The organism is Xylophilus ampelinus (assembly GCF_003217575.1).
GTDB lineage: Bacteria > Pseudomonadota > Gammaproteobacteria > Burkholderiales > Burkholderiaceae_C > Xylophilus > Xylophilus ampelinus.
This window is the reverse complement of the sequence record NZ_QJTC01000018.1, coordinates 78619-87024: the sequence shown is the minus strand read 5'-3', so window position 1 is coordinate 87024 and position 8406 is coordinate 78619. Positions and strand designations below refer to the sequence as shown.

Annotated in this window: 10 protein-coding genes; 9 read left to right on the top strand and 1 reads right to left on the bottom strand. The window is 56.9% G+C overall.

Annotated features, from left to right (window positions below):
• On the bottom strand, window positions 1–187 hold a 187-nt coding region (locus DFQ15_RS18145; RefSeq protein ID WP_324998771.1), incomplete at its 3' end, for a hypothetical protein.
• Between the two features lie 139 nt (window positions 188–326).
• Here DFQ15_RS18145 and DFQ15_RS17185 point away from each other — a divergent pair.
• From DFQ15_RS17185 to DFQ15_RS12340, 9 genes are all read left to right on the top strand, one after another.
• Window positions 327–1472, top strand: coding sequence for a glycosyltransferase (locus DFQ15_RS17185; RefSeq protein WP_146228744.1), 1146 nt, complete (start codon window positions 327–329; stop codon window positions 1470–1472).
• A gap of 42 nt (window positions 1473–1514) precedes the next feature.
• Window positions 1515–2630 (top strand): hypothetical protein, encoded by a 1116-nt coding sequence (locus DFQ15_RS17180; RefSeq protein WP_146228743.1) that lies wholly within the window; start codon window positions 1515–1517, stop codon window positions 2628–2630.
• Between the two features lie 5 nt (window positions 2631–2635).
• Entirely contained in the window at window positions 2636–3061 is a 426-nt protein-coding gene (locus tag DFQ15_RS12355; protein WP_146228742.1) for a hypothetical protein, read from the top strand.
• 10 nt (window positions 3062–3071) lie between these two features.
• Entirely contained in the window at window positions 3072–5303 is a 2232-nt protein-coding gene (locus tag DFQ15_RS18065; protein WP_110466265.1) for a calcium-binding protein, read from the top strand.
• A 120-nt stretch (window positions 5304–5423) separates the two neighbouring features.
• Window positions 5424–5960, top strand: a complete 537-nt coding sequence (locus DFQ15_RS17175; protein ID WP_146228741.1) for a hypothetical protein — start codon at window positions 5424–5426, stop codon at window positions 5958–5960.
• A gap of 24 nt (window positions 5961–5984) precedes the next feature.
• Window positions 5985–6737: an alpha/beta hydrolase family protein gene (locus DFQ15_RS12345; RefSeq protein ID WP_146228740.1), complete on the top strand. Its 753-nt coding sequence runs from the start codon at window positions 5985–5987 to the stop codon at window positions 6735–6737.
• Complete coding sequence (locus tag DFQ15_RS17170; RefSeq protein ID WP_146228739.1) at window positions 6734–7240, top strand: hypothetical protein; 507 nt, start codon at window positions 6734–6736, stop codon at window positions 7238–7240. The genes DFQ15_RS12345 and DFQ15_RS17170 overlap by 4 nt, the downstream gene beginning before the upstream one ends.
• A gap of 50 nt (window positions 7241–7290) precedes the next feature.
• Window positions 7291–7437: a hypothetical protein gene (locus DFQ15_RS17440; protein WP_158529063.1), complete on the top strand. Its 147-nt coding sequence runs from the start codon at window positions 7291–7293 to the stop codon at window positions 7435–7437.
• A 102-nt stretch (window positions 7438–7539) separates the two neighbouring features.
• Window positions 7540–8403 (top strand): hypothetical protein, encoded by an 864-nt coding sequence (locus tag DFQ15_RS12340; protein WP_110466263.1) that lies wholly within the window; start codon window positions 7540–7542, stop codon window positions 8401–8403.
• Window positions 8404–8406: the final 3 nt, after the last annotated feature.

Here is an 8406-nt window from a genome sequence, read left to right as displayed (position 1 = left end):
GATCGTAGAGGCCGGGTCGCACGACGCGCTCGCGCAGCGGCCCCAGGGCCTGTACGCCCACCTCTGGCGCATGCAGGACGGAAGCCACGCAACACCAGTCCGCCATCGCCGTCGATGGCAAGCAGATTCGCCTGGCCCCGGGCATGAACCTGACTGCGGAAATCAAGACAGGGAAGCGCAGGGTCATCGAGTTTCTGCTGTCTCCGATTCAAAGGGCGGGGAGTGAGAGCTTGCGCGAGCGGTGAGAAATGAGCAGGCGAATCTTGTTGGCTTGGGAGCACGGCCGAAACTTGGGACACATCTCGCGCATGCGGGCGGTTTCCAGGATGATCGAAATGCATGGCAGTACGCCCGTATGGGTCGTACCTCCCTCTTACCTCCACGCGCAGGCTGTAAGGGATTCAGGTTGTGAGGTGCACGCCGGGCCTTTGGTACAACGAAGTCCCCCCAATCGAACAGCTCGGGTCGATTCGTTCGCTGATATTTTGTTGCAGTTAGGTTTTGCTGATCGGCAAGCCCTCGAAACCCATGTTGAGGCGTGGATGGCCCTGATCGCGCGTATCCGCCCCGATCGCATCGTCTTGGACTACGCTCCTGCCGCCCAACTGGCCGCTTTATTTTTGAGAATCGCGTCATTTCAAATAACGAATGGATTCGACGCGCCACCGCCCGAGTGCCCTGTTTTTGGATTTTCTGTTCGCGGCCCCTACATAGAAAGCAAAAATGCGAAGGCTATCGAAACTCTGGCCTCCAACCTGGCAGCGCTGAAGGGCCTATCGTTCGATAAAAAAGCCAAAAGTTTGGCCGAGTATTTTTCTTACCCCAGGAAAATATACGATTGCATACAAGAGGCCGACCCTTATTCGCCGCGAACCGACGGAATATATGTAGGGCCGCTTGTAGCTAGTATCGAAAAATCGAAAGCCCAGCAAGATCCTTGGTCAGACACCCCCTTGCCGTCCAAAAAACACAAGATTTTTGCCTATCTACGTGGAATACCAGATCCCAGCGAACTCCTCGCTGCCATTTGTGCCTGCGAAGCAGACGTTGTTTGCGTGTGGCCTGATCTACCCGACGACGAGTTGATTGGGCATTGCACAGCCTGTGTGCGAGTTTTTCGGGATCCACTGGATATGCACCAGGCCATAAAAATTGCAGACGCCGTAATTAACTACGGCTCTGCAGCCACGGTTAATAAGACTTTGCTGATGGGCAAACCACAACTCATGATTCCAAACGATATGGAGAAAATAATAATTTCCCAGAAAGTCGCAAAACGTGGGGCAGGCATTGTTCACAACAAAAAAATTCCATACCGAGAAGAGATTATGGCACTAATAAATTCCCAGGCTTTGCTCAAGAGCGCGGTCGACATTTCAAAAAATTACGATGAAGAGCATTTTTTAATAAAAAGAAAAGAATTCCTGGTGGAACTCACTGCGGGGAAAATGAAAAATTCGATATGGAATTAATCTACATCGGCGGCGCCGGCAGCGACACGCTGGAAGGGCGCGTTGGCAACGATTATCTCGAAGGCAACGCGGGCGACGGCGCCATCATGGGCGGCATGCCAAAAGGCACGGCAGCTTATACAGAAGCGAATTGCCGATCCACAGCCTGGCCGAAAGTCCGATTTGGCATCCGTTCCAGGGCAAGGGCAAGGGCAAGGGCAAGGGCAAGGGCAAGGGCAAAAACTTTGTCCGCAAAACCGGCTCTTCGTCGTCTCGAGCGGCAATCGACTTCAGCCCCATGTCCGAGCGGACTTAAACCCATTCGTCTTTCAAGAAACATTATTTATGCGCAGAGCGATAGAAATAGTGGGTGTGCTAGTGGTACTTTTAGCATTGACCGCCTGCAAGAAATACAAGCCAGAGCCCAGCTGCCAAGAGACCGTGCAGGTTTTCGAGCACAATGGCCAGCGGGTTTTTCAGTCTCTCAATGGGATTTACTTGAAAGAGAGCTTTCCAATCTGGGCTTGTGCTAGCAAGCCGGATAGCAAAGACCCTTACCAACGAAAATTTGTCAACGCTGGGCGCGACAATTTTTATTGGCGCGAAGGAAAATTGTTTACCACCAAGGAGTACGCTGCATTGCTTCGTGAAGGAAAATGGTCGAAAGATTATTCTCCGTTCGTCCCCATCCGCATTAAATTTGGAACCGAAGAATGGGATAAAAAGATAGAACCATCCATCGACTGGTGGTTCCAGCCCGCCATACCTCATAAGCTTTATCCCCTTGATTTGCTACCGAACTTCGGGCTGGATGCTCCCGATCCCAACGCAGGCATTGGACCAATCAAGACCAAACCAACCGTGTATTGGGCGGTTCGCGGCACCAAGAACGCGGCAAGCGGGTTTCCGAATACAACATTTTGCAGTATGAAGTCACCACCGGAAAGATATAAGAATGATTATTCGCTGGAGGCAACAAAAGCAAGGGATATTGCTTGGCTTATTCAGGCTAAAACCTATGAAGAAGACATGGTAGGCAACACATGCAGAGGATATGTGAGCGCAGACAATGGAAAATCCATCGCGGCAATGGTGGATGTTCCCGGAGTCCTGGTAAAAGATATCGACAAGATATACAAGGCATTGGCAAGGCATCTTTCTGAATTAACCGTGGAGTAAATAAAATGACATACTTTTTCAATGAACAAGAACGTGCTGATATCGAGGCCGCGCGACTTCAAAGTGCTTCGGGCGATGATCCGCGCGATGTAAAAGCGGACGGCAACTGGGTCCCCTTCTATACAACCCTGTCCAACATGCTGGGCAAGCACCTTGCCGAGGGGCAGTTGGATGCCACCGACCAGAGCAATTTCCGAAGCGCCAAGCTGTGGCTGGATGTCGCCATCGGTGCCAATGCCGGGACGGGCATGCACAGTGCCTTCATCCGTGCCTACACCAACCGGCAAGGCGAACTGCGGCGCGGCAGTGCATTTAGAGCGGCTAACACAACCCTTCTGGCGTCGTTGCCGCACCTTGTCGTACTACTCGTACTGTCTGCGATGCGGCGCCTAGCCAGAACCGCTTCGCTGGGTTGTGTTAGCCGCTCTTAGCGAAGCGGAAATGCAGAAATCCTCCAACGGCGTCGCGCTGAATTTCTATCTCGATATCACGGGTCGCAGTGGAAATACGGACATGGTTCCTTGGACCGTTCCCGCGATCAGCACCATTGCCAGAGCCGACGCCAGCTCCATCGGGCGCAATCTTTTCGGTCCGGGTTCGTCCCAGCCTTTGGCGACGGGGGACGACGCCGTCGATTCCAATTCCGCATGGTCGGGCGCGCTCGGTTTCAATTTACTCGGAGGCGAGGCGCCTTTCGAGACATGGCGCCTGCTGAACGATCCGGCCACGGGCGATGTGCCCAAACAGGGCACCGTCAACACCCTTGACGATTTCAAGAACCTGCTGTTCGCGGTCGATTCTTACGGCAAGGCACTGGCGGCGGGGGTGGCCCAGGGCGGCGCGGATTTCGTCAACTACGTGGCGGCCAGTCTGTATGCGGCTCAGACCGGCGCTTGGCCCCATGACAACGCAGGCCCTCTGGCCGCGCAGGTCGCCGTCATGGTCAGCAGCGGCAACATTCTGGGGCTGGTCAAGGATGTGGCCGCCCGCACGCCGACCATCGGCCCGGTCGTGAATGCGATTGCCGATATCGGCCCGCGCACATTCCTCGACATGCTGATGGGGGTCGTTCAAGGCAAGAATCTGATCGGCAGCACGACGAGCGACGCGCAGTTCGCCACCCGCGCCCAAACCTTCTTCGGCGCGCTCGGCCCCGCCGATTTGCAGGCGCTCAAGGCCGAGCTGATGCCGCTGTCGGCCAGCGATCTGGCGCGCAAGGCCCTGGCCGATACCGCCGAAGGTGCCAGTACCCGGGCCGCGCTCGCGGCGCTGAGTGTGGTGGGGGTGCAGGTCAGCGACGATGTCGCGGCCAGTGTGAGCCTCTACGATCCCGCGACGGGCACCGGCCAGCTCAGCGCGCAGTGGATCACGGACCGGGCCGCGTTCACGACGCGCTACTACGAGCAGCAGCAGCGCGGGGGCGGCATTCTGCCGGGTAGCCAGAACATCGCCTATATCGATACCGGCAGCAAGACGCAGGTGCTGGTGGGCGCGGGCAGCGCGCAGCGCATCCAGAACGTGTTCGGGGGCGCGGGCAATGACACGGTCGAGGGCCAGGGTTTCGCCGACCACCTCTACGGCGGTGCCGGCAACGACGTGCTGGACGGGCGGGGTGGCAACGATTATCTCGAAGGCGATGCGGGCGACGACGTGCTGATCGGCGGTGCGGGCAACGACACCCTGCTGGGGGGCGCGGGCACCGATACCTACCGGTTCGACGGGGATTTCGGCAACGATACGGTCCTCGACAGCGACGGGGCGGGCCGGATCGTGCTGGGCAGCGATGCCGGTGCGGCGGCGCTGACGGGCGGCAAGCGGCTGGCCGACGGTACCTGGCGATCCGATGACCAGCGGGTGCTGTATACGCTGAGCGGCGGCGATCTGATCATCGCGCCCCACGGGACGTCGGCCAGCGGCTCGATCACGGTGCGCAACTGGAAGCCGGGCGACCTGGGCCTGACCCTGGAGGGCGCGGCGCCTGCCACGCAGCCCTCGGCGCAGGGCCAGGTGTACGACCTCGGCACCGCGGCGGGGCGCGATGCCTATACCCACGACCGGCCCTGGCAGAACGCGGACGGGCTGCAGATCCACAACGTGGCCACGCCTCGCGACATGGGCGCCCCTGGCGAGCCGATGCTGCGCAGCAGCGGCGCCAGCGGGGGGCGCGGCGACGATGTGATCGAGGGCGGCGCCACGGGGCCGGCGACCGACATCCTCATCGACGGGCGGGCCGGCGACGACCGGCTGTACGCGACGACGTTCGCCTCCCTGCAGGACGCGATCGCGCGCGGGGACGATCCCGCCACCCAGGCCCTCGCCACCAGCCGCATGGTGCTCGATGGTGGGGAGGGCGACGATGTGCTGGTCGGCGGCGACGGGCGCGATGTGCTGTTCGGCGGCCAGGGCGACGACACCATGGTCGGCGGCGCGGGAGAGGACGTTGTTTTTGCGGACGGCAACGCGGGTGGCTTGTCCGTGGGCGCGGGGTATGCGGGGGGGGACCGCGCCGCTGGTCGTCAATGGGCTCTCCACCGCCTTCGGCGATCCCTCCGTGATCGGCTCGGGTGCGATGCTGCGCATCGACCACGAGGGCATCGACCTGGGTGTCGGTGGCAAGGACGGTATGGGCAGGCAGACCAATGGCGGCCCCATATTCGCTGCCAATGCCGGTGAAGGCATCACGCGCACAGAATTATTTGCTATTAAAAAAATAGCATCATGCCGAAGCACAGCGGCGACCGGAAAGCGATTCGATGCCACGCCTGTGAATAACTCTCACCGGAGGTCGGCGACATGGGTGGGTTGATGTTTTTGGCAGTCGTAGCGCTGTGGCTCTACATCCTCAAATGGATCGTCGGAAAAATCGCGGGCAAGCTGCCCGACCGACCGTGGCGCGTCTGGGTCACGTGGCTCATATTCGCCCTGTTATTGCCGCTGCCTTTGATCGATGAGATTGTGGGTGGGTGGCAGTTTAAGAAATTGTGTGAGGCGAATGTGGTGTGGGTCAACGAAGAGGCTGCACGCGGGAAAAGTGTTTATCGAGAGCCTGGCAGCTATCGAATTCCGGTATCCCGAACTTGGGTAAAAATTTGGAAGACGACCTTTCGTTATTTGGACGTAGAAAACAATGCCCCGATTGTAAGTTTCGATCAGTATAGTGCTGAAGGCGGACATCTTTTCCCCGGCTTCGATTCAGGTCATGACCCGCTTACTTTCAAGGGCGAATGCCATCCTCCCGGCACGTTTGACAAGGGTTTTCTTGGTAATCTTGGATTTACTGAAGTCGAAAGACCCAAGTCGATAGAACCAATCGGTAAATTAGTTTATTGATTTTTAAAAAGCAAGGAAGACGATATGACAAAAATTAGCGACGCCTACACAAATGCACTATTGGCAAATGCTTCATATATTGACGGATTAAAAATAGCCAATAACTTGAGCAACGCGCTCACAAAGCGCATGACCCAACCCCTGGCCGAGTACATCAGCGAAAACTTCAGCGTAGTCACACAAACCGAATCTTCCCTCAGCAGCTTCGACGCGACCGTCTGGAGAGCCAATCACGCAGATGGAACACCAGACGCGAATGGCAAGGTCTATGTGTCCATGCGCGGTACGCAGCAGCTCACAGATTTCCTGGTCGATGGCGATTTGGCCCTGACCGGGAATGCTCGCGCCCAGGTGACGGACATGATCAACTGGTGGCTTCGGGTTTCGACGCCCGCAGGGCAAAACGCAACGCAAATCCAAGCCTTGGGCTCGCTGTACGTACTGGCGCCATCGGTTCCAGGGCAAGGGCTGGTCACCGCATCCGACCTGGCCGCGGGCGTCGAAGTGAACGGCCACAGCCTGGGGGGCTATCTCGCCAGCGCCTTCACCCGCTTGTTCGGCAAGCAAGCCAACGTGTCGCACACGAGTACGTTCAATAGCGCCGGTTTCGCACCGGGCAGCGAAGCGGTATTCGCCAGCCTGCAGAAGCTTTTGGGTGCCGATCTCGGTCTTGCCCGCTTTCCCAACGGCACCGAGCAAAAAAAATACTTTAACCTGTCTACAGATAGATTTTACGCCACACCTGCAAACAACCCGAACATGAGGTTTTCCGCATGAGTGGCTTAATATTTCTGACAGCTTTGGCATTATGCCTTTGGGGCTGCGCATGGTTGGCAAAGACACTGGGCAATTTGGTGCCTAACCTGGCCTGGCGTAGCGCTGTGAAATTCGGAGTTTTTCTTGCTCTACTGGCATCCACATTCGCAGATGAGGTCATCGGAAAGTACCAGTTTGAAGCACTGTGCAAGGCCAATGGTATTGAAAGAGCGGATGTATCTAAGGCACGGGGCAAGCGGGTGAAGCTTGAATTGGGAGATAGTCGACCACTGAGCGGAACACTTATGCCTGGATCGATAAAGGAGCATGTTTATCGCGACGTAGATAGTGGTGAAGTCGTGATTCATCACAAGGACTATTTCGCATACGGTGGGTGGCTAATGCGCCATACGCCTCTAAGTATGGGTTCGCGTCGCCCAATGTTATTTAGCGGGGGATGTACTGACAATTACCTAGCTCGTGATGCCATTCTCACTCGTGAAAATATTTCTTTAGTAAATTAAGGGGAATTTATGAAAAATATATCCAACACTTACATTAATGCGGGGCGGAGGTGTCGGGCAGTCTGCTGTTGGCGAGCAATAACTTTTATCGGGCGTTTTCCGACGATCCGGCCGTGACGGCGGCGGCGGCGGCATTGCCGCAGATGAAGGGCAGCGGCTGGGTGCGGGATTTGCGGGAAGCCATTCATATGGACTGAAGCTGCGTATCTGGCCGGAAAAAAGCCGCAGACATACGGCCCGCAATTGACCTAAAAAATGGATTTCTCGGTGTTATTTCGACGTGAAAGGGAGTTCGGATAATGGATCTGGCTGCAAAGAAAAGCAGGGTACCGCACAAGGGGCGGTGGATCGTCGTCCCGCTGGTGGTCGTGGTACTGGCCATGGTCCTGGTCATGGGGTACGCGACCTGGCGATGGTCCAGCCTCGGTCTCAACGCCTTGGCCGCGGGCTTTCAGTCGCCGGACATGGCGGCGGCGCAATACACCGACCGCACGGTGCGCGCGAACCTGGGCGGGGTGCCCGTGGCGATCCCGCCGTATTTCGCGGAGTACGTGGAATACGACGGCGACCCGGGCTGGGGGGAAAAGCGAAAGGGGCCGAAGCCTGTGAGGACGCCGGAGTCCAGGATCGCGAGTTTTGGCTTTGACGTGCGCTATCCCGACATGGCAGGCAAGAGCACGCCTGAATTATGGGAGGACTATAGAAAAAGGAGGCTGGCGACTGACCAATGGCTTGATGTTGGCTTTAATTCTGGCGAAATATATAGAGGCGCCGGGAGTGCTGACCGAATAGGGAATGGCACTATCAATTCAAAATCTGGCTACTGGTTTGATCGATATGAAAAGTTGAAGGAGAACGAATATGGACTGGAGGTATACGCCCTTGTGGGCGTGGAACCCAAAGAAGGCAAGCCTGCCCGCGAGGATAAAGATGCCGAAGATGTATTTATCAAAAGGGGAGGCGATGGGAAAATAACCACCTACATCAGTTGCAGCAATCGGCAAATTCCATCAGCGCCATGCGAGCAACACTTTGACCTGGAACCAGAGATGCATACGTCAGTCACCGTTGGCTATCGCCGGGGCCTACTCCCCGAATGGCAGCAGATTCAAGAAAAGGTCAAAAATACCGTCTTGGGTTTTGCAGTGAATGCGCAAAAGTAATTT